This is a genomic window from Vibrio sp. SCSIO 43133 (assembly GCF_023716845.1).
Classification (GTDB): Bacteria; Pseudomonadota; Gammaproteobacteria; order Enterobacterales; family Vibrionaceae; genus Vibrio; species Vibrio mediterranei.
In genome coordinates, this window is record NZ_CP068024.1 from 2,882,610 (window position 1) to 2,903,099 (window position 20,490).

General features: G+C 44.6%; 18 protein-coding genes, 1 other RNA gene and 1 riboswitch. Of the genes, 9 read left to right on the forward strand and 10 right to left on the reverse strand.

All coding sequences use genetic code 11. The features are described 5' to 3' along the window. Positions 1-7 precede the first annotated feature (7 nt). Positions 8-430, forward strand: coding sequence for a type IV pilin protein (locus tag JKJ11_RS13550; RefSeq protein ID WP_006072512.1), 423 nt, complete (start codon positions 8-10; stop codon positions 428-430). 46 nt (positions 431-476) lie between these two features. On the opposite strand, the gene dnaJ is transcribed toward JKJ11_RS13550, so the two are convergent. The 4 genes from dnaJ to grpE all read right to left on the reverse strand — a co-directional run bounded on the left by dnaJ (position 477) and on the right by grpE (position 6,273). Next, positions 477-1,616 carry a molecular chaperone DnaJ gene (gene dnaJ / locus JKJ11_RS13555; protein ID WP_006072513.1) on the reverse strand — a complete coding sequence of 380 codons (1,140 nt, stop codon included), beginning with the start codon at positions 1,614-1,616 and terminating at the stop codon, positions 477-479. Positions 1,617-1,921: 305 nt separating this feature from the next. Beyond that, a complete protein-coding gene (gene dnaK / locus JKJ11_RS13560) occupies positions 1,922-3,835 on the reverse strand; it encodes a molecular chaperone DnaK (RefSeq protein ID WP_006072514.1) in 1,914 nt (637 codons plus the stop codon). Positions 3,836-4,115: 280 nt separating this feature from the next. Beyond that, a complete protein-coding gene (locus JKJ11_RS13565) occupies positions 4,116-5,390 on the reverse strand; it encodes a dicarboxylate/amino acid:cation symporter (RefSeq protein ID WP_038227932.1) in 1,275 nt (424 codons plus the stop codon). Positions 5,391-5,664: 274 nt separating this feature from the next. Beyond that, positions 5,665-6,273 carry a nucleotide exchange factor GrpE gene (gene grpE, locus JKJ11_RS13570; RefSeq protein WP_252038329.1) on the reverse strand — a complete coding sequence of 203 codons (609 nt, stop codon included), beginning with the start codon at positions 6,271-6,273 and terminating at the stop codon, positions 5,665-5,667. A gap of 154 nt (positions 6,274-6,427) precedes the next feature. Here grpE and nadK point away from each other — a divergent pair, with 154 nt between their 5' ends. The 3 genes from nadK to bamE all read left to right on the forward strand — a co-directional run bounded on the left by nadK (position 6,428) and on the right by bamE (position 9,691). Next, positions 6,428-7,312, forward strand: coding sequence for an NAD(+) kinase (gene nadK / locus JKJ11_RS13575; RefSeq protein WP_006072517.1), 885 nt, complete (start codon positions 6,428-6,430; stop codon positions 7,310-7,312). 184 nt (positions 7,313-7,496) lie between these two features. Next, complete coding sequence (recN, locus tag JKJ11_RS13580; protein WP_006072519.1) at positions 7,497-9,161, forward strand: DNA repair protein RecN; 1,665 nt, start codon at positions 7,497-7,499, stop codon at positions 9,159-9,161. A 170-nt stretch (positions 9,162-9,331) separates the two neighbouring features. After that, entirely contained in the window at positions 9,332-9,691 is a 360-nt protein-coding gene (gene bamE / locus JKJ11_RS13585) for an outer membrane protein assembly factor BamE (RefSeq protein WP_006072521.1), read from the forward strand. A 55-nt stretch (positions 9,692-9,746) separates the two neighbouring features. Here bamE and JKJ11_RS13590 read toward each other — a convergent pair whose 3' ends face one another. Both JKJ11_RS13590 and JKJ11_RS13595 read right to left on the reverse strand, forming a co-directional pair. Then, the gene (locus tag JKJ11_RS13590; protein WP_252038330.1) at positions 9,747-10,112 is read right to left on the reverse strand and encodes an RnfH family protein; all 366 of its coding nucleotides are present in this window, start codon (positions 10,110-10,112) and stop codon (positions 9,747-9,749) included. Next, a complete protein-coding gene (locus JKJ11_RS13595) occupies positions 10,102-10,542 on the reverse strand; it encodes an SRPBCC family protein (RefSeq protein WP_006072526.1) in 441 nt (146 codons plus the stop codon). Before JKJ11_RS13595 ends, JKJ11_RS13590 begins: the two co-directional genes overlap by 11 nt. 175 nt (positions 10,543-10,717) lie before the next feature. Between JKJ11_RS13595 and smpB the strand changes: the two genes are divergently transcribed. The 3 genes from smpB to JKJ11_RS13610 all read left to right on the forward strand — a co-directional run bounded on the left by smpB (position 10,718) and on the right by JKJ11_RS13610 (position 13,874). Then, a complete protein-coding gene (gene smpB / locus JKJ11_RS13600; protein ID WP_006072527.1) occupies positions 10,718-11,203 on the forward strand; it encodes an SsrA-binding protein SmpB in 486 nt (161 codons plus the stop codon). 67 nt (positions 11,204-11,270) lie between these two features. Then, positions 11,271-11,637, forward strand: a transfer-messenger RNA (tmRNA) gene (gene ssrA, locus JKJ11_RS13605). A 194-nt stretch (positions 11,638-11,831) separates the two neighbouring features. Then, positions 11,832-13,874, forward strand: a complete 2,043-nt coding sequence (locus JKJ11_RS13610) for an FUSC family protein (protein WP_252039121.1) — start codon at positions 11,832-11,834, stop codon at positions 13,872-13,874. 156 nt (positions 13,875-14,030) lie between these two features. Here the strand turns inward: JKJ11_RS13610 and JKJ11_RS13615 are convergent, their stop codons facing one another. Both JKJ11_RS13615 and JKJ11_RS13620 read right to left on the reverse strand, forming a co-directional pair. Next, entirely contained in the window at positions 14,031-15,095 is a 1,065-nt protein-coding gene (locus tag JKJ11_RS13615; RefSeq protein ID WP_252038331.1) for a threonine aldolase family protein, read from the reverse strand. A gap of 14 nt (positions 15,096-15,109) precedes the next feature. Then, positions 15,110-15,283: a hypothetical protein gene (locus JKJ11_RS13620; RefSeq protein ID WP_156020474.1), complete on the reverse strand. Its 174-nt coding sequence runs from the start codon at positions 15,281-15,283 to the stop codon at positions 15,110-15,112. Between JKJ11_RS13620 and JKJ11_RS13625 the strand changes: the two genes are divergently transcribed. Beyond that, the gene (locus tag JKJ11_RS13625; protein ID WP_006072533.1) at positions 15,275-15,880 is read left to right on the forward strand and encodes a DedA family protein; all 606 of its coding nucleotides are present in this window, start codon (positions 15,275-15,277) and stop codon (positions 15,878-15,880) included. The two genes, JKJ11_RS13620 and JKJ11_RS13625, sit on opposite strands and share 9 nt — an antisense overlap. Here JKJ11_RS13625 and JKJ11_RS13630 read toward each other — a convergent pair. Then, positions 15,877-16,395: a GNAT family N-acetyltransferase gene (locus JKJ11_RS13630; RefSeq protein WP_124940197.1), complete on the reverse strand. Its 519-nt coding sequence runs from the start codon at positions 16,393-16,395 to the stop codon at positions 15,877-15,879. The genes JKJ11_RS13625 and JKJ11_RS13630 overlap by 4 nt on opposite strands. A 233-nt stretch (positions 16,396-16,628) precedes the next feature. Beyond that, a riboswitch (FMN riboswitch) is annotated at positions 16,629-16,776 on the forward strand. A gap of 196 nt (positions 16,777-16,972) precedes the next feature. Between JKJ11_RS13630 and ribB the strand changes: the two genes are divergently transcribed. Then, positions 16,973-17,635, forward strand: coding sequence for a 3,4-dihydroxy-2-butanone-4-phosphate synthase (ribB, locus tag JKJ11_RS13635; protein WP_006072538.1), 663 nt, complete (start codon positions 16,973-16,975; stop codon positions 17,633-17,635). A gap of 82 nt (positions 17,636-17,717) precedes the next feature. Here ribB and JKJ11_RS13640 read toward each other — a convergent pair whose 3' ends face one another. Further along, a complete protein-coding gene (locus tag JKJ11_RS13640; RefSeq protein WP_252038332.1) occupies positions 17,718-20,243 on the reverse strand; it encodes a glycosyl hydrolase family 18 protein in 2,526 nt (841 codons plus the stop codon). Positions 20,244-20,490 lie beyond the last annotated feature (247 nt).

Sequence of the window (20,490 nt, forward strand, 5' to 3'; positions counted from 1 at the left end):
GAGAAAAATGAAATGCAATAAAAGTAACAGGCTTCAATGTGGTTTAACCTTGGTCGAGGTTGCTATTACTTTAGCCATACTTGCAGTGATCACAGGTATTGCTTACCCAAGTTACCTGCAACAAGTTAGGAAGAGTCATCGTATGGTAGCGCTGAGCGATATGCTCGCTATTCAACACGAACTAGAACGCCGCTATGACAACGGCTATCATTTCGAACAAATCGTTTCTGCCGGCACTTGTTCGATCTGTGACTCACAAACGACGCGATATCGGTTTGAAATAACTACTGGCAGCACCGTTGCCTACATCATTAAGGCAACGGCTCAATCATCACAACAACAAACGAAAGATAGCTGTCTGGATGATGATAAGTCGATGACATTAAACGCCTTAGGTGTGACCACCCCTGCAGCGTGTTGGGGGCAATAAAAAAGCTCGCGACTGGTCGCGAGCTTTAGCAATAGTTTGAATAATCTTAACTTGTTAGATCATCAAAGAACTTTTTAACGCCATTGAAGAAACCTTCTGATTTAGGCTTATGCTTATTAGCAGCATCACCACCGCATGACTCTTCAAATTCACGTAGTAGCTCTTTTTGACGGGAACTTAGCTTAACTGGTGTTTCAACTACAAGCTTCACGATAAGGTCACCCACACCGCCGCCACGAACGCCTTTCACGCCTTTACCGCGCATACGGAACATGCGTCCTGTTTGGGTTTCTTCTGGTACTTTAAGGCTTACACGACCATCAAGGGTAGGTACTTCCACTTCGCCGCCTAATGCCGCTTGAGCAAAGCTCACAGGTACTTCACAGTATAGGTTGTTGCCTTCACGTTCAAAGATGTGATGCTCTTTCACGTGCACTTGAACGTACAAATCACCTGCTGGTGCGCCATGCTCTCCCGCTTCACCTTCGCCAGATAGACGAATGCGATCGCCGGTATCTACGCCAGCTGGAATCTTAACATTAAGTGTCTTAGTCTTCTGAATACGACCTTGGCCATGACAGCTATTACAAGGGTCTTTGATGATCTTACCTTGGCCATGACAAGTAGGACAGGTTTGCTGAACCGCAAAGAAGCCTTGACGCATTTGAACTTGACCGTGTCCATGACAGGTACCACAAGTTTGTGGCGAAGAGCCTTTCTTCGCGCCGCTGCCGTCACAAGTCTCACACTCAACGAGCGTTGGAACTTCAATCTCCTTAGAGATACCACGAACCGCTTCTTCCAGTGACAGTTCCATGTTGTAACGTAGATCAGCACCACGCTGTGCACGACTCCCACCACCACGGCGACCACCGCCAAAGATATCACCGAATACATCACCGAAGATATCACCAAAATCAGCACCAGCGCCACCAAAGCCGCCACCGCCCATACCACCCTGTTCAAAGGCTGCATGACCATACTGATCGTAAGCCGCTTTCTTTTGCGGCTCGGTAAGAATTTCGTACGCTTCTTTTACTTCTTTGAATTTCTCAGCAGCGGCTTCATCACCCTGGTTTCTATCTGGGTGATACTTCATCGCAAGACGCTTGTACGCCTTCTTGATGTCGCGCTCTGATGCGTCACGATCAACGCCTAATACTTCGTAAAAATCACGTTTTGACATATTGCTTGTTACCAATTACTTCGACAAACAGCCCGACGCTGTTTGGGGATTGTATCGTTCTAGATAAAGATTGGTGTCCTTATCTAGAGCGACATGGCTCTCATAAACTCACTGTTTACAAATTTGCGGGCGTAAAGGTTACCCCAAACGCCCGCATAAATCACTTTTCGAGAAACCAGTTCACTGAATTCTCTAAGCTATAAAGTTCAAGCTCAAGGAGGAAACGCGCAGTTTGCTTAGTTTTCATAGAGAAAGCGCAAATGAGCATTTCCGACGCCGAGATTGGGCTTTATAGCGACGAGAAATTATTTTTTCTCGTCTTTTACTTCTTCGAACTCAGCATCAACAACATCGTCGTCTTGCTTAGGCTGTTCGCCAGCTTCAGCGCCCGCACCTTGTGCTTGAGCTTGCTGTTGTGCGATTTCCATTAGCTTCTGAGCCGCTGCCATTAGCGCTTGAACTTTCGCGTCAATCGCTTCTTTGTCTTCACCTTTACGAGCTTCTTCTAGCTCAGTGATTGCTGCTTCGATCTTCTCTTTCTCTTCTGCAGGTAGCGCTTCACCAGCTTCTTCTACTTGCTTACGAGTACCGTGAATCATTTGGTCTGCTTGGTTACGTGCAGCTGCTAGCTCTTCGAACTTCTTGTCCGCTTCTTTGTTAGCTTCTGCTTCTTGAACCATTTTCTCGATGTCTTCATCGCTCAGACCACCAGACGCTTGGATAGTGATCTTCTGCTCTTTACCAGTCGACTTGTCTTTCGCAGATACGTGTAGGATACCGTCCGCATCTAGGTCGAAAGTTACTTCGATTTGAGGCATACCACGAGGTGCAGCTTGAATGCCTTCTAGGTTGAATTGACCTAGAGACTTGTTGTACATCGCTTGCTTACGCTCACCTTGAAGAACGTGGATAGTTACCGCGTTCTGGTTGTCTTCTGCTGTAGAGAAAACTTGGTTCGCTTTCGTTGGGATAGTTGTGTTCTTCTCAACTAGCTTAGTCATTACGCCGCCCATAGTCTCGATACCTAGAGACAGAGGAGTAACGTCTAGTAGAAGTACGTCTTTCACATCACCAGCTAGTACACCACCTTGAACTGCAGCACCCATTGCTACTGCTTCATCTGGGTTCACGTCACGGCGAGCTTCTTTACCGAAGAACTCAGCCACTTTCGCTTGAACCATAGGCATACGAGTTTGACCACCAACTAGGATTACGTCGTTGATGTCGCTTACTGATAGGTCTGCATCAGCTAGAGCAACTTTTAGTGGCTCAAGAGAACGTTGTACTAGGTCTTCAACTAGAGATTCTAGTTTCGCACGAGTCACTTTTACGTTCATGTGCTTAGGACCAGTTGCATCTGCAGTAACGTAAGGTAGGTTTACGTCAGTTTGAGAAGTAGAAGAAAGCTCGATTTTCGCTTTTTCTGCTGCTTCTTTAACACGCTGCATTGCTAGAGGGTCGTTCTTAAGATCGATGCCTTGCTCTTTCTTGAACTCTTCAACTAGGTAGTTGATCATACGGTTATCGAAGTCTTCACCACCAAGGTGCGTGTCACCGTTAGTTGCTAGAACTTCAAATGTCTTCTCGCCTTCAACTTCGTCAATCTCAATGATAGAGATATCGAATGTACCACCACCAAGGTCGTAAACTGCGATAGTGCGGTCGCCGCCTTTCTTGTCTAGACCGTAAGCAAGTGCTGCTGCTGTTGGTTCGTTGATGATACGTTTAACTTCTAGACCTGCGATACGACCAGCATCTTTAGTTGCTTGACGCTGTGCATCGTTAAAGTAAGCAGGAACTGTGATAACTGCACCAGTTACTTCCTCACCAAGGAAGTCTTCAGCAGTTTTCTTCATTTTCTTAAGTACTTCAGCAGATACTTGAGGAGCCGCCATTTGTTGGCCTTTTGCTTCTACCCATGCATCACCGTTGTCTGCCTTAACAATTTTGTAAGGCATGATTTCGATATCACGCTGAACTTCTTCGTCTTCAAAACGACGACCGATTAGACGCTTAATAGCAAATAGCGTGTTCTCTGGGTTTGTAACTGCTTGACGTTTTGCAGGTTGACCTACTAGCGTTTCGCCGTCTGTATAAGCGATAACCGATGCGGTTGTGCGCTCACCTTCAGCATTTTCGATTACGCGTGGTTTGTCGCCATCTAGAACAGCAACACAAGAGTTAGTAGTACCTAAGTCAATACCAATGATTTTACCCATCAGGCTATCTCCGAATAAATTCTATTGTTTCGTTTGCAAGCTCCAGTATGGAGCATTGAGCCGGCAATACACCCGCTCGCAATAGGTTTGTTTTATGTATGAACCTTAAATAAGGGCTGCAAAATGCTTTTCAAGGGAGGAAGGTAAAAAAAATTAAGTTTTTTACCGAAGAAATTAGAAACTGTCTATAAAAGGGACAACTAACTCTTTGAAAGCATGGATATCCATAAAAAAAGCGGAACCTTTGAGGCTCCGCTTTGCAAATCGTTAAATAAGGTGATTAGGCACGGCTTTCAGTAAGTTGAGCTTCTGAACCTTGCTCAACATCAAGCTCATTTTCGCTGCCCGCTACAATCGTATTCACTGCAGTATCACCAACAACGTTAGAACTTGTACAGAACATATCATTAATACGGTCAACCGCGGCAACAATAGCTAAACCTTCTGGCGGCAAACCTAGTTGGTGCAGGATAACGCCGATCATGACAACGCCGCCACCAGGAACACCACCAGCACCAATAGAAAGTAGTAGAACTGTGAAACCTAGTGTAAATAGGTCACTCATTTGAATTGGCTGACCAAACGCGTTGGCGATAAAAATAGTTGCGATAGCAATATAAATAGACGCTCCTGCCATGTTCATCGTTGCACCTAGTGGAACACCAAAACCAGCTACCGATTTAGACACACCAATTTTGTCAGTCAAAGTACGCATCGTTACTGGAATCGTAGCGTTCGAACTTGCTGTTGATAGTGAGAACAGTACCTGCTCACGAGTCGCACGAATAAACTGTGAAGGAGTCATCTTGGTTGTTGCGCCCACCATTAATGGATACACAACAAAAATCCAAAGCACAAGGATACCAACAACCAGTGCCACATAACCTGCCACTGAAGCTAGCGTACCAGCATCTAGAGTTGCACCTAGTTGAATCATAAGAGCAAACACACCATAAGGAGCAAGACTCATGACTAGACCAATGAGCTTCATCATGATGTCGTTCGCTACTTTGAACGCATTCACAGCAGGACCGCCCTTCTTATCCAATGCTTGGATGGCAAGACCTGTCAAAATTGCCATAAAGATGATTTGCAGCATATCGCCATTTGCAAACGCCTGAATTGGATTGCTTGGAACGATATTAGTGATCATTGAGAAGATATCAGGGGTTGTGGTTGACGTAATCTCAACGGCTTGAGCTACTGTACCACCAAGGTTTGCACCCGCCCCCGGCTGAACGATCATACCGATTGTTAACGCAAAAGTGATAGCGACTACAGTATTAAGAATATAAAGCGCAAAAGTTTTACCGCCTAAACGGCCAAAAGAGTTGATGTCTTTAAGTTCTACGATACCGCAGACAATAGAAACGTATACGAGTGGAACAACAAGCAGTTTGATAAGCGAGACGAACATGCCGCCCACACCTTCAGCAAAACCAAGTAGGTATTGGTCAAAAATGCTGACACCTGCGAATAAGTATTGAATCGCTGTACCAATTAGCAGGCCAGCAAATAGACCTATAAAGATCTTTTGGGATAGTGATTTATTCATTCATAAACTCCAGAATGTTGTGTTTAGTCCCTGTGTTTTTATAGTTATTTACTTTCTTATTAGTAGAAAGCTCAGGGCATCTTACAGATCTGAAGCTCAAAATAAAGCATTAATTTTACATTTTGTTATCCAAAATTTAAAATACTATCACCTATTTTTTCAAAGGTTATTAGAATAAATAACCAAAAAAAATGAAGCCCATAAGGCTTCATTTCTCAATAAATCAAAAACAAGCGGGATAAACCTCTAGTGTCAATCCCTAACTGTTTGCTTGTTATTTAGACACCATTACCATAGCTGGTCTGATCACGCGGCCATTTAGCTCGTAACCCTTTTGCATAACAAACATTACGGTATTAGGTTCATGATCAGCACTTTCCTGAATAGACATCGCTTGATGCAGCTCTGGATTGAACGCTTCACCTTCAGGGTTAATTTCTTTCAAGCCAAATTTAGCTACTACATCAACGAACGTTTTGTGAGTTAGCTCTACGCCTTCAACAATCGGTTTTACCGCTTCATTCTCTGTGTCAGCAGCGGCGATAGCGCGCTCAAGGTTATCAATTACCGGAAGCAACTCTTCAGCAAACTTATTCAGTGCATATTTACGTGCTTTGTCGATCTCTTGTTCTGTGCGGCGACGCATGTTCTCAACGTCTGCTTTTGCACGAAGCACAGCATCTTGCTGCTCTTTTACTTTCGATTCACTCGCTAGCAAAGCGGCTTCTAGTTGAGCAATTTTCGATTCTTGAATATCTTGCTCGGATTCTTCGTTCCACTCAACATCAGCGTCAGAACCAACTACATCAGCGTCAGCTTGCTTCGCTTCCGCTTCTTGCGTGTGCAGCCCTTCTTGGTTTACCTTATTTTCTTCGTTGCTCATGGTTTCTCCGGAATACTCAATTCGAGGCAATGTAGAATATGACTTGCCCATAAAACTTGGATCAAAATCATACCAAACACTGCATATATACATACTTTGGGTATATTATGGGGATGAAGATTTGTGATTCAAGCACTATTAGTTTGGAAGTGATATGAAAAAACCCTTTGAGGTGATCGCCATCATAGGCAAACCAAGAGCACAGAAAGCCGTTCAGACCCATAAAGAACTGTTTCACTGGCTCACCTCTAAAGGCTACAAAGTATTGGTGGACGACCGGCTTATCGACATTCTCGTCGATATCCCACGACAACACTTTTTTAGCCTAGTCCGTATTGGACGTGAAGCTGATCTCGCCATTGTGGTTGGAGGTGACGGTAACATGCTCGGAGCAGCACGAGTTCTCTCGCGCTTCGATGTTGCAGTTATTGGCGTCAATAGAGGTAGCTTAGGGTTTTTGACCGATTTAAATCCAGAAGGGTTTGAAACCTCTCTTGAAGCCGTACTTCAAGGGGAATTTCGTGAAGAAGAACGATTTCTTCTTGAAGCCGAAATTCACCGTCATGGCCAGATAAAGAGTCATAATGCCGCTCTCAACGAAGCAGTCCTTCACCCAGGACAAGTCGCACATATGATCGAGTTTGAGGTATACATAGATGATACCTTTGCATTTAGCCAACGCTCTGATGGGCTAATCGTTTCTACACCAACGGGTTCAACAGCCTATTCGCTTTCAGGAGGCGGCCCTATTCTGTCCGCAAACCTAAATGCGATTTCGCTGGTGCCGATGTTTCCTCACACTCTCTCTAGTCGCCCTTTGGTTGTCGATGCAAACTGTCGCATTAAGCTGATTGTCTCCCCCGATAACCGAGGCACTCAAGAAGTCAGTTGTGACGGGCAAATCTCCTTACCTGTCTCACCAGGTGACGAGATTCATATTTACCAAAGCCCGAATCGCCTGAAACTGATTCACCCTAAAGACTATAGCTATTACCACGTCCTAAGAAACAAGCTTGGCTGGTCAAGCAAATTGTTTTAAAAATCATATTGATGAACCCCAGCACATAATGCTGGGGTTTTCGTATCTAGCGTTAACATTGACGACAAATTCAACAACAGTGCGTTCAATCACATAAAAAAACACCTGTACAACTTTACTGTATAAAGAAACAGTATATACTGAATTTACATACAGTAATGTTCATTTAAACAGGTAACTAAAAATGCTGTCTCATCTAAGTGTTAATAATTTTGCCATTGTAAAATCTCTGCAGTTAGAACTCAGTACAGGTATGACAACCATCACCGGTGAAACTGGCGCAGGTAAATCGATTGCGATTGATGCACTAGGACTTTGCTTAGGTGGCAGAGCGGAAGCAGGAGCCGTTCGCGCTGGTGAAGATAAAACCGAAGTCACCGCGGCTTTTGTTATCGAAAACAACCAACAAGCAACACGTTGGCTGGAAGATAATGACTTGTTTGATGGCACTGAATGTATTTTAAGACGCACCATTACCAAAGAAGGTCGTTCGCGTGCCTTCATCAACGGCAGCCCTGTTCCGTTATCGCAATTAAAATCTCTAGGGCAGCTTCTAATCAACATCCATGGTCAGCACGCTCATCACCAGTTGATGAAAAGCGACTACCAATTGTCATTGCTTGATCAATACGCCGGTCACACTAACCTATTACAACAAGTTCGCAATAAATACCAAGCATGGCGCAGTGCCGATATTGCACTCTCCCAACTAAAAGAAAACAGTGCTAATAACCTCGCTCAGCTTCAACTTTTAGAGTACCAAATAAAAGAACTTAATGAGCTAGCGATTGGCGAACAAGAGTTTCCCGAATTAGAACAAGAACATAAACGTCTATCAAATAGCGGAGAGCTGGCAATCACCTGTCAGCAAGCCATTGATATCATCTATGAAGGTGAAGAAGTCAATGCATTAGGTATGCTTCAAACTGTGAGCAGTAAACTGGTTCAACTTGCCGAGTTAGACACCGAATTGACTGCCCTACCCAATATGATTGAAGAAGCCATGATTCAGTTAGAGGAGGCCAATACCGAGCTGCGCAGTTACCTTGATAAGATTGATGTTGACCCTGAACGTATGGCCTATGTAGAAGAACGCTTTTCAAAGATTATGTCTCTGGCTCGAAAACACCATGTGATGCCCGAAGAGCTGTACCAACATCATCAAGATCTTCTGGGGCAAATTGAAGCACTGGACTGCTCCGATGAAAAGTTAGCGGCAATGGAGGAAGAAGTCTCTGCACATTTCGACGCTTACGTCCGCTCATGTGAAAAGCTAAGCAAATCTCGTGGACGCTACGCGAAAGAGCTCAACAAATTGATCTCACAAAGCATGCATGAATTGAGCATGGAGAAGGCCAAGTTCGCCATTACCGTTGATTTCCAGCAAGAGCATCCTTCACCAACAGGTATGGATAACGTGGTATTCGTTGTTTCCACCAATCCAGGTCAACCAATGCAACCAATCGCAAAAGTAGCCTCTGGTGGTGAGCTATCTCGAATCTCACTCGCGATTCAAGTCATTACCGCACAAAAAGTTGACACACCTAGCCTCATCTTTGACGAAGTAGATGTGGGTATCAGTGGTCCAACAGCAGCAGTCGTAGGCAAAATGTTACGTAAGCTCGGAGAATCAACTCAGGTACTGTGCGTTACCCACTTACCTCAAGTTGCGGGCCATGGCCATCAACAGCTGTTTGTTACGAAAACTACCAAAGCCAACAAAACAGAGACCAGTATGTTGACGCTAAACGAACAACAACGCATCAGTGAATTAGCGCGGTTACTGGGCGGTAGCCAGATTACCGATAGCACACTGGCCAATGCGAAAGAGCTATTAATTGCGGCGTGATTGCGGGACTTCACGATAGTTCCATCGGATTGTTTTTTTAAACAAGGATTGTAAGCTAACTCATAAAATAGCGTCTCTAGTTACAATCTAAGACAGACAAGTTTTTACTTCTGCTTCATCCTTGTTTATTATCTTTGCAGTCTCAAAAATCAAAGTCGTAAATTAAAGCTATGCAATTAAAAAAGTGGTTGATCGCATTACCACTCGCGCTCACGATGCTGACAGGATGTTCAGTGATCGAAAAAATCGTTTATCGTATCGATATCAACCAAGGTAACTTTGTTGAGCAAACGGCTGTTGAACAGCTACGTTTCGGCATGACAAAAGAACAAGTTCGTTTCGTACTTGGCTCACCTATGCTGATTGAAAATGGCTACCCAAATACTTGGTATTACATTTACCATGCAACAAAAGGTCACGATGATCCAGTGCAACGTAATCTGGTTGCCAACTTCGATGCAACAGGCACTCTCACCAGTATCTCTGGCGATTATGAAGCCAGTGACCAGTTCTACGAAAGCCTAAACTAGACATCAAAAAAGCTCGCATTTAGCGAGCTTTTTTGATGTCTATTAAACGTCACCACTAACTGGATGTAGATTTAGACTTTCTCTGCGCAGCAGGTTTTCCACCAGTAACTGGGTCAGCGGTTCCAGTCATTTTGGCCTGCTCTGCTCTCTTACGTCGAATTTCTTTCGGGTCAGCTAGCAAAGCACGATAGATTTCAATACGGTCTTTATCTCGTACTGTCGCGTCCAGCTTAACATTACGACTAAACACACCCACTTTATTGCTTTCAAGATCAATCTCAGGGTAAACCGCTAAAACGCCTGACTTTTGAATGATCTCTTCAACCGTTGACTCGTGATTTACAACCAGTTGAAACACGCGCTGCTCGTGAGGTAGTGCATACACCACTTCGACATGGATAAGCTGACTATCAGCACTCATAGGTGTACACCTCTTTTGCACGCTTGGTAAATGCATTGACCATATTACTGGTCACATCGTGGAAAATCTTACCAAACGCCAATTCAATCATTTTGCTCGAAAATTCAAATTCTAGCTTCAACTCCACTTTACAGGCCTGATCATCAAGAGGAATAAAGGACCAAACGCCTTTTAACATCTTAAATGGACCATCGACCAATTCCATGAAAATTTCGCTGCCATGCACCAAGGTATTCGCTGTCGTAAAGGTTTTACTGATCCCGGCCTTTGATACATCGACCGACGCCACCATACCTGAGTTCGATAACTCCAAAACTCGAGAGCCAGAACAACCAGGCAAAAACTCATGGTAACTGTCAACATCATTGACCAAGTTAAACATTTGATCAGCACTAAACATCACCAATGCTGAACGCGTCACTTGTTGCATAAAATTTCCTCAAAATAAAAGGCTGCCTCCGATTCTACTGTTTACCTTGAGTTAGCTCAAGTTACTCGACCTTACGTTTCGTCATAATCAAGCACGTACCCTTGTTGCTAATTTATCAATCAAGCACATAAAAGCCTTTCCTTAATCCAAAAACAGACCTTATAATGACCCCATTATGGTAAAGAAGAATTCAAAGAAAAAAGCGGGTAGCAATACCATCGCTCAGAACAAAAAAGTTCGCCACGAATATCACATCGAAGACGAAATTGAATCTGGAATTGAGCTGCAAGGATGGGAAGTAAAATCACTTCGCCAAGGCAAAGCTAATATCGCAGAAAGTTACGTCTATATCCGTGATGGTCAGGCGTACATCAGTGGCATGTCTATCATTCCACTTAACCAAGCATCCACACACATCGTGGCTGAACCGACTCGCGTTCGTAAACTACTGATGCACCGTCGTGAATTAGACAAACTTATTGGTTTGGTTAACCGTGACGGTATGACATTAGTAGCTACTGCACTTTATTGGTCTCGCTCTTGGGCGAAACTCAAAGTCGGTGTTGCGAAAGGTAAAAAGCTTCACGACAAACGTGCTGATCTTAAAGAAAAAGATTGGGCTCGCGATAAAGCACGAATTATGAAGAGTAATTTGCGTTAATAGTGACCACTTAAACTTGCAAAGCTAGACAGCGTAAGCTTTTCTGGTACTATGCAAGGAACACTTTGGGGCTGATTTAGGATTCGACAGGAATTTTGCAGTCTGAGGTGCATGCCGTGGGGCGGTTGGCCACGTAAAAAGCCGCAAAAAAATAGTCGCAAACGACGAAAACTACGCACTAGCAGCTTAATAACCTGCTCAGAGCTCTCTCGCCCTAGCTTCCGCACGTAAGACGGGGAATAACGAGAGATCAAACCCAAACGCGCTAGCCCGGATTTTCCCACCTGAGAGATGAACGGCGAATTATAATTCAGGTTAGCCATTAACTAGCGTGTCGGTTCGCAGGTTGGTGGTGAAATTAAAGATCGACTAAGCATGTAGTACCAATGATGAATGGTTTCTGGACGCGGGTTCAACTCCCGCCAGCTCCACCAAACGTTTGGAAAGGGCGATAACTCTTAGAGTTATCGCCCTTTTTGTTTCTTATGACCTTCCCCAGACGAAGCAAATGCATTTTGCTGTCAAATGAGCCTTCTCAGCTCGACAATTTAGTAATCTGTAGTTGATACCGAAACAACTGTAACAATTAGAGTTACACTGAATGGATAACAATAAATGTCGAGGGTTTATGACCATTTCTCCTGCCATTTTACGTAAGGTTTGGTACTCACCATCCATCAACTTAGGGCTACGAGCCACCAGCGCCATTGTGATTTTTATTGGCTTAGGTGTGTTATTCCATCAAGTTAATATTGTGATGACCGCTTTGATGACAATGCCTGCAGCATTGATCAGCGGATTAGACACTGCGGGGCCTAGACGTTGGACTCGGTTTGCTATTACTGCAATGACGTGGAGTCTTACTCTCGTTGCTAGCTACGTATTGCTTTTGAGCGAATTACCCTTGTGGTTTACTTACGGTGCTATTGGTGCCGTAATGGCAAGTTTTGCCGTTAATGGACCATTCTGGGGGCGACTGGGTATGTCGAGTTTGCTTATCGCCGTGGTGACTTTGTCGCTTTATCATTCACACTCCAGCACCCTTTTGTATCCAATGTTAGTGCTTGGACCGCTCACTTTTGCGCTCTTCAGCTGGCTATGGTTTGCCTTATGGAAACATTATGCACTGCGAGTTTGCCTTTCGGCGATCTACGAGAAATTGGCAGACTACATTCAATATCGACAAGCTTTTTTGTTAGGGAATGAAAGTGAAGCTCCTAAGCGTCTTATCAAATACCAGCTTATTGAGCTTTTTCAACAAGCCCTTCAATCTGAGTCATTTCGCTCAAAACATGAGGACGTTAACGATCTTAGGCAGGCGTTATTTCTCGCTCTGGATACTTTTGAAGTTATTCTGAGCAGTCACACTAATAACCCAGATTTGTTATCACAGTTCCAATCCAGTAAGTCGAAACGTGACCTACTATTGGTATGGAGCCAACACTGTCAGCAAAGGCTCAGACACAAAGCGAGACAGTTGCTGTACAACACTCATGAGAAGGCTGCCCATTTAAGTTCACTCGAGCAAGACGCTCACGATCTCATCGAAGCGGTAAAGCTTGAAGATCAACCACGTTTCCGCTACTGGGCCTATGCAATTAAACACATCTCTCATCGCATTGAGTTAAACGAGCCCGCCTACGAACGCTCTTTTGAAGTACAGCCCTTCGAGCTTTCCTTGCGCTGGCCAAGTAAAGACAATCCAATTTGGCGATACGTCGCTCGTGTGGGGCTGATGTTTGCTCTTGGTGCTGGCATTGCTGAGTATTTCGAATTGATTCGTCCTGATTGGGTGCTTATTTCCATGTTAATGGTGATCCAACCTAGCTTCTTAGCCACACGCAGTAAGACATGGCAGCGCTGTTTAGGCACCGCCTTGGGCGTCTTGTTTGCAACAACTGTCATTAAAATTGGAGTGCCGCCCGCAGCTATATACACATTGATAATTGTATTACTGCCCGTCGCTATGCTTAATATCATGCGCCGTTATTCGCTTGCTATTGGATGTATCACCGCTTTATTAATTCTGGTTTACCATGCTATGGCTCATCAAGGGCTTAACTTTGCAGCACCACGTTTGATCGATAATCTTATTGGTGGTGCGATAGTGTTGTTAGGCTACAGCGCTTTATGGCCACAGTGGCGCGGTAAAGAAATTCACTCTCAAGCACTAAAGGCATTGGACAGCTCAAAAAGCCTTTTTGTGTATTGCTACACTCAACTGCAAGCGGAGCCGGCTCAAAGAAGCCACATAGATCTCACTAAGCAAAGAGCCGCAATGCTTACTGCCGAGAGTGACCTTGAGTTGGTATATAGTGAGATGCAACAAGAACCACGCCACACTCGCAGTGACCCACATTATTATGACGATATGCTAAGCCATTACCGACTGCTCAATCATTACCTCTGTTTGCTTCTGCCTTTGGTGCGAGCTGGCGTCTCGTATCAAGGTTCCAAGCAGGTAGAGTATTTAATCAACAGCGCGATGGATGCCTTAATATTTAGTCTGCGTGACCAACAAGTTCACGAACTCCCTGCTTTAAGTAATAAAACCGCAGACATGGCACTCAGCTCTACATCAGGTCAACGCTCGGTAGAAGAGATCATATGGTTAGCATTAATGACCATTAAACAGATGCACGATTTAGTCAGGCGCAACCTTAGTAGCTAACTGTACGAGAGATATAAGAAAAAAGAGCGACAACTACGCTAGTTATCGCTCTTCCAATTTCAGTAAACTGCTTATTCTTAATGTCGGTTATTTGCTTTTGACCACCCATAGCCCAAAAGCTTAATGGTGGTCAAAAGGTTGCAGGTTTTACTCGTACTACTGGCAACCTTGCTCAATGAGCGCGAGATATCCTTTCAACTCATCGTCTGGCATCTGCAGCAATGTGTCACCAACATACCACTCAATATAGCTCTGCTGTGTGAGTAGCCCTTGTTGGGGATTGCCAATCCACACACTGTGCTGCTGCGCTAAGATATCGCGAAGGGCAATGGCTTTCTTCTGACTAATTGGCAAATGGATATGTAGCATATTAGCTTGCGGAGCTTCTGGATTCGGAGTGAGAGAGGGGTAATCTGCCAACATTTGGTAGAGCTCAAGTGTGCGCTCGAATAAGGAAGGAAGTACTTGAATACGTGATTCAAATTGCATCGCCGCTGCAACAACATATGGAGAACGCTGATAAACACTACCACCTTGTCTGTGCATCCAAACACTCGCTTTATCAATGAAGGTTTTATCACCAAGTAACATCGCGCCACCTAAGCCTCCAATACCTTTATAAAGAGAGACATAAACCGAATCAAAACCATTAGCGATCTCTTGATAAGATTTCTGGTAGTACGCGGCACACTCCCAAAGCCGAGCTCCATCCATGTGTAAGTGAATGTTGTTGGTTTGACAGTGGTTTTTAATCGCCTCTAATTCACCAAAGCTAGGTAACTGCCCACCAATTTCTCGCATTGGTAACTCATAAACAGCCGCCCCAAGCGTGTCTGGAATTTGCAAAAGCGATGACACATTCCAAGGCTCATAAGGTTTGCCAACGGGCAATGCATTAAAACGATTTTGTAACTGATAGCCTTGGTTTTCATGTATATAGATATGACAGGAAGGATGCATTGCCACATTGTTACTGCCTCGCTGTTCACAGGCAATTTGCAGCGCAGTGGGCTGTGTCATGGTGCCAGTAATTACAAATAGTCCAGCTTCAAATCCGAGGAGTTCTGCAACTTGACGCTCAAAGGATTGTACCAATTCCCCCTCACCATATTTGTCGTGCTTTACACCATTTTGCTCACACCAGGCCGCCATTTGCGAAAACATCTCCGCGGGTGTAATCACCCGATTTCCAGGCAATACAACTTGACACTTATCCTGCATCTTATCTTCCTTTCTCATATACAACGTGCGTCAACCATGTCACCTGTCAGTTGTTTAGTAAAGAGAAGATTGTTAATCGATTGCTCAGCAGTGAGGTGTAGGTTTTGTCGGGACTTTGATTGACGAACAGGAATAACAGGAGTATCTATCAATAGATCTTCATTATTTGGATACCGCGCTTGCAACATATCAACGACCTTTTGCTCGCAATGAAACCGTTACTTGAGCAGTACGGCTACTTCGCTCTTATTGTCAGTATCTTTTTAGAAGGTATTGGTATTCCCATGCCAGGACAATCTTTGATGATTGCAGCTTCAATACTCTCTTCACAGCAGGTTATGAATCTAAGCTTGGTCCTCTCAATATCCTGGTTAAGCTGCTTTTTGGGTAATACTTGTGGCTATATGATTGGCTACTATTTTGAGGGGTGGCTAGATAAGAAGGGTTATGTATCAGGCCCTAAAATGCAAAAGCTTCAATCGATGATAAAACGCTATGGCCCTGCATGCTTAGTCATCAGCCGTTTCGTTGAAGGAATGAAGCAGTTTATGCCACTGGCGTGTGGCGTAGCAAAAATGCCGCGCAATGAGTTCTTATTAGGGAACGCTCTTGCGACCACGATTTGGGTTGCTGTATTTGGTTTACTCACTCATTTTGCTTTTGACCACCTACAGTTATTCCAGCAGTTTTATCATCAACACCGAGCGATCGTTTGGTTGGTGTCAGCAGGCTTATTTGTCGCTCTCATCGTCGCGCTTATGACGAGAAAGCGACGCACAAATTAGTCTACTGTCACCGCTAACTCTAGTCGTAATATATCCATATCATCGATTGGACTGGCTTCTGCCATGGACGGTTTGAGCCCTAAACGGCGACAAACGGCAATGGCAGCCTTATTCCCTGCTTTAGTTTCAGCAAATATGGTTGTCGGAGCAAATTGACCAATACCAAACTCAATTAAAGCAGACATGGCTTCGACCGCGATGCCTCGTCCTTGCCTATCAACCGCTAAACCGAAGCCAATAGATGCTTGATTATCAGCTTCTAAGCGAAACCCAACAGTGCCAATAACTTGATGGCTCTCTTTTCCTTCAATCACAAGCTGGAATTTGGTGCGTGGAAGCTGCTCTGATTGCTCGACAAACATTTCCAGTAAATGCGCATTAAACTCCGGCGAGCACTCTTCTTTTGGATAGAAGGTTTGATACTTGGGATGAGACGTTATGGTGAGCCATGCCTCGATATCACCCAGTTGAAAGTCACGTAAAATAAGTCGTTCTGTTTCTAGCGTTAATTGCATTTTGTTCTCTTTTTAAATCGGGCACACATATCTGCCGCCTAATTTTGGCAAGGCTGCATGTTTATCACACTCATCAACTCAATAGAGTGACGAAGGTAGCTATTTGGCTACCGAAAAGGTTCAGTGTAGAACAAGCGGTGAAATTTGGAGTCGTAATTGTAATTAATGCGACCCTTGCTGCTTTTCAAGCTGTGAAAAAATCGCTACCATTTACAAGTCGTTAAGACATTAACTTTTATTCTCAGGGCGGGGCGAAATTCCCCACCGGCGGTAAATCAATGTTTGATAAGCCCGCGAGCGCTTAACTTTATAGAGTTAAGGTCAGCAGATCTGGTGAGAATCCAGAGCCGACGGTTAAAGTCCGGATGGGAGAGGATAATGATATTTACAGATACTGTAGTGAGTACTCACTAGAGTTTGCTGTGCGTATTGTTGCGCACATTGTAAATATAGAATGATACCTCCTTGCTTTACGGCGATGCGGGTGTCGTTCATCTATCTTTTGGATCTGTGTATTTTCATACAGGGTCCCCATACCTATGCCCTGATTCTGGTATTTTTATTTAGGAGTATTACCATGAATCAGAACCAAACTTCATTGCTATCTGAATTTGGCAACCCACTAGAGCGCGTTGAAATCGCATTACAAGCCCTTCGAGAAGGTCGCGGTGTATTGCTACTCGATGACGAAGATCGTGAAAACGAAGGCGATATCATCTATTCCGTTGATCACTTAACTAACCAGCAAATGGCGCTTATGATTCGTGAGTGCAGTGGTATTGTTTGCCTGTGTATTACTGATGAACAAGCCAAGCAACTTGACTTACCGCCTATGGTTGAGAACAACAACAGCGCTAACCAAACTGCATTTACCGTCTCTATCGAAGCAAAAGTGGGAGTGACAACTGGCGTTTCTGCAGCTGATCGTGTCACAACTATCAAGACAGCATGTCAAACTGGTGCTCGACCAGAAGATCTTGCTCGTCCAGGGCACGTTTTTCCTCTACGTGCGAAGCAAGGTGGAGTACTAACTCGTCGTGGTCACACTGAAGGAACCATTGACCTGATGCAAATGGCTGGCTTATCACCATTTGGTGTACTTTGTGAAGTCACTAACCCAGACGGAACAATGGCGAAAGCTCCAGAAATAGTTGCATTTGGTAAGCTTCATGACATGCCAGTGCTGACGATTGAAGATATGGTTCAATATCGCCTAGCAACGGCAGAGCAGTCAGCTTAAGCCCCTGCTTCAATGAAAATCGCCACCTAATATTAGGTGGCGATTTTGGTTCTAGCACTTAGCTAACGAGTTCTTGCCTTTCTTATTGGCATGCACCGGTATTTTCCCAGACACCCCACTCGCCTGTTTTCGTAGGATCTTCACCCTGCGTCCACCATTTGGCTTTGTAGTTCTGGCCTTGGTAAATCACTTGATCACCACCAGTGTACACCGCTGCCGCATCCCAATTATCTTCACAAGTACCACCAATTGGTCCATCGGCACTCACCGTAACAGTATGAGTCTGACTGGTACTTAGTGAGCCATCACTAACGGTCACAGTGAAGGTATAACTCGTATCGGCAGAAACACTAGGTGCCGAAAAGCTCACTGAACTGCCTAGAACAGATACATTTAGACCATTGGGTGTCTGCCAACTGAAACTCAACATATCGTTTTCTGCATCTGTTGATGCACTGGCATCCAACACCACAGCTTCATTAGCGCTAGCAGTAGTTGGTCCAGTAATGACCGCGTTCGGCGCAGTATTATCTGGAGTCGTCACTTTTGGAGTGACATTAATCCTTACCACGTCTGTGGCCGTTGCACCTTCATTATCCGTTACCGTCACCGTAAACTGATAAGTCTGTGTCGCAGTGACCTCTTGAGCATCAAAACTCGCTTGAACCGTATCGGATCCAACAAGAACTACCGCGTCACCACCAGTTTGCACCCAGCTATAGCTTACGATAGAGCCATCACTATCACGTGATGCACTAGCATCTAATGTTACTGTCGCAGGGCCTTGAACTGATTGGTCTGCACCAGCACTGGCAAAGGGTGCACGATTGCTTGGTGTTCCGCCAGCTAAACTCTCATGCATTGCATTAAGAATGTCACCATTATCAGCATCAATCTCCCATGAAAATAAGCCTGCAAGTCCAAGGCTTTGAACATAAGCACCTTTCGCTTTCACTGAACGGTCATCGTCGAAAGTAATCAAATCGCCAGTTGTTTGATTCCAAACATAGGCCGCTTCAGCCATCGCATCGTAACCGTACTCAAAACCGTTGACTCCAGTGTTGTCTGGACCAAGCATATACGCTTTTATGCCTTTGTAATCAATGACACCATCTTCCCATACTCCTTGAGCTGTTGAACCCTTCAGTTTGCCGGTCGCAACGCCAGTCATAGGATCTGTGGGGTCAGTTAAAGTATCAGGTGTTACCCCAGTCCAACCTCGGCCATACATGGCGGCACCCAATACCAACTTGTTCGCAGGTACACCTTGAGCTAACAATAACTGAATACCGTTGTCCGCAGTATAGGCAGGCCCTTTGTATGGAATCCCTTCGGCATCAACACCCGTTCCATCACATTGCCCAGGACGCATAAAGTTGCCACAATACAACGCTGCTTGGTGTCCAGGAACATTATTCCAGCCGCCATAGAAGTCATATGTCATGGCAAAGATGTAATCCATATATGGAATCGCTTTGCCATAATCCACATCTTCAATCTTGTCATGACCAACGCCAATCGCGGAAGTCAGCTCGTACTCTCTGCCTGTTTCTGCTTCAAGCTCATCCAACATAGCTCGCAGTTCGCTCATCAAATCAATGTAAGCCGGTCCATCGTTTACTGGGTCACCTAAGTCTGATGCAGCGCCATCCCCACCCGGATACTCCCAATCGATATCCACGCCATCATAGAACTTCCACGTATTGAGGAAGCGTTTCACAGACGCGACAAATATGTCTCGATTGGCTTTATCGGTAAAGCTGTAAAATGGGTCTGAAAGAGTCCAACCACCAATGGAAGGGAGAATTTTAAGATCGGGATTACGCTGCTTTAGTGCCATTAACATGGCATAGTTGCCTTTAATTGGCGTGTTGTAGTCATGACCAGCTTGAGTGAAGCTTTTCTGGTACGCTGCCCAAGGGTCGTGAATAACCACTTCAAAGTCTTGCATGCCCTTACAGGCGGTTTGCAGAGCATTAAAGCTGTTGCCTCCCACAGATTTCACCGATTCATTAGGACCACAAATCGGGATAAAACCATAGATAATGTGGGTTAGGTTGTCGGCCGGAATGTTGTCTACTGTGTAGTCACGCCCATAAATTCCCCATTCCACAAAGTAGGTGCCGACGACCATATTAGGGTCGGTATTATAAGACTTGTTGTTGGGGTCAATATTCATTGTCAAAGGGGCTAGATGAGAGCCATCAGTATCAGCAACCACCAGCTCCATTGGCGCACTTTTGCTACATCCCGTTGCATCACACGCTTCCACTTGCATTTGATACAAACCACCCTGACCATAACCAAACGTAGCGGTTGTTTGGCTACCAGTTATTGGCCCTGTCGCCACCTTGTTACCATCGAAGTAGATGTTATAAGTATCTCCAGTGGTACCACTCCACTGATTAAATGTGATTTTGATCTCTGCTAGATCGTTGTATTGAACCATCTGGTCGTAGCCAGAGGTGGTCTCCATAGCCAATTGGATTTTCGAAAACTGCAGATTATTCGAGCCCCAGACGTCAATTGAGGGTTTTGCTGGCGCGGCATTGACACTTTGGCTTACCGCCAAAGCAACCGCCGATACCCCTAATAATAGATTTTTCATTATTTGTTCTCTTTCCCTGAAAGGTCTAATGACGCTGCTCACACCTGTTATAAAAGTGTGAACATCGAGAACAATTAATAGAACTTGGGGTTTATTTTGTGTTCAAAAAATAAACTCACTTCGAGTCACCACTCAAAAATACTCAATATGTAACAAGAATTTTCATTCACATTTTTACTTTGTGCCCAGAATTTTATTCTTGTGATGGCACCTCCTTCCTTAAAAAACACCAAACCCATTCACCAAG